We start from the raw sequence: 1,415 nt of genomic DNA, 5'->3' as shown, positions 1-1,415 counted from the left end.
CGTTTGGCGTTGTATGGTTAAGCCTCACGGGTAATTAGTACAAGTTAGCTTAATGGCTCACACCACTTCCACATCTTGCCTATCAACGTTGTAGTCTTCAACGGCCCTTCAGAGACTTTAAAAGTCTAGTGAGAACTCATCTCGAGGCCTGCTTCGCGCTTAGATGCTTTCAGCGCTTATCAGTTCCGAACGTAGCTACCGGGCAATGCCATTGGCATGACAACCCGAACACCAGCGGTTCGTTCACTCCGGTCCTCTCGTACTAGGAGCAACCCCTCTCAATTCTCAAACGCCCACGGCAGATAGGGACCGAACTGTCTCACGACGTTCTAAACCCAGCTCGCGTACCACTTTAAATGGCGAACAGCCATACCCTTGGGACCGACTTCAGCCCCAGGATGTGATGAGCCGACATCGAGGTGCCAAACACCGCCGTCGATATGAACTCTTGGGCGGTATCAGCCTGTTATCCCCGGAGTACCTTTTATCCGTTGAGCGATGGCCCTTCCATTCAGAACCACCGGATCACTATGACCTACTTTCGTACCTGCTCGACGTGTCTGTCTCGCAGTTAAGCTGGCTTCTACCATTACACTAACCGTACGATGTCCGACCGTACTTAGCCAACCTTCGTGCTCCTCCGTTACTCTTTAGGAGGAGACCGCCCCAGTCAAACTACCCACCAGGCACTGTCCGTAACCCCGATTCAGGGGCCAACGTTAGAACATCAAAACTACAAGGGTGGTATTTCAAGGTTGACTCCACAACAACTAGCGTCGCTGCTTCAAAGTCTCCCACCTATCCTACACATGTAGGTTCAATGTTCAGTGCCAAGCTGTAGTAAAGGTTCACGGGGTCTTTCCGTCTAGCCGCGGGTACACAGCATCTTCACTGCGATTTCAATTTCACTGAGTCTCGGGTGGAGACAGCGTGGCCATGGTTACACCATTCGTGCAGGTCGGAACTTACCCGACAAGGAATTTCGCTACCTTAGGACCGTTATAGTTACGGCCGCCGTTTACCGGGGCTTCGATCAAGAGCTTCTCCCTAAGGATAACCCCATCAATTAACCTTCCGGCACCGGGCAGGTGTCACACCGTATACGTCATCTTGCGATTTTGCACAGTGCTGTGTTTTTAATAAACAGTCCCAGCCACCTGGTCACTGCGGCTCCCGTCCGCTTAGAGAGCAAGTCTCATCACAGATAGGAGCGTACCTTCTCCCGAAGTTACGGTACGATTTTGCCTAGTTCCTTCACCCGAGTTCTCTCAAGCGCCTTAGTATTCTCTACCTGACCACCTGTGTCGGTTTGGGGTACGATTCCATATAATCTGAAGCTTAGAGGCTTTTCCTGGAAGTATGGCATCAGCAACTTCATCACCGTAGTGACTCGTCTCGTGTCTCAGGTTTAGTGT

1 rRNA gene is annotated in these 1,415 nt (G+C 51.3%); it reads right to left on the bottom strand.

Going from position 1 to position 1,415, the window contains the following annotated elements:
* Positions 1-13 precede the first annotated feature (13 nt).
* Positions 14-1,415: ribosomal RNA gene (locus I6F44_RS19465) — 23S ribosomal RNA — on the bottom strand; the annotation flags it as partial.

The sequence above is a fragment of the Pseudoalteromonas sp. NZS11_1 genome (assembly GCF_015864275.1).
In the GTDB taxonomy this organism is placed as follows: domain Bacteria; phylum Pseudomonadota; class Gammaproteobacteria; order Enterobacterales; family Alteromonadaceae; genus Pseudoalteromonas; species Pseudoalteromonas arctica.
The sequence above is the reverse complement of the archived record's forward strand: the minus strand, read 5'-3'. Positions and strand labels throughout refer to the sequence as shown.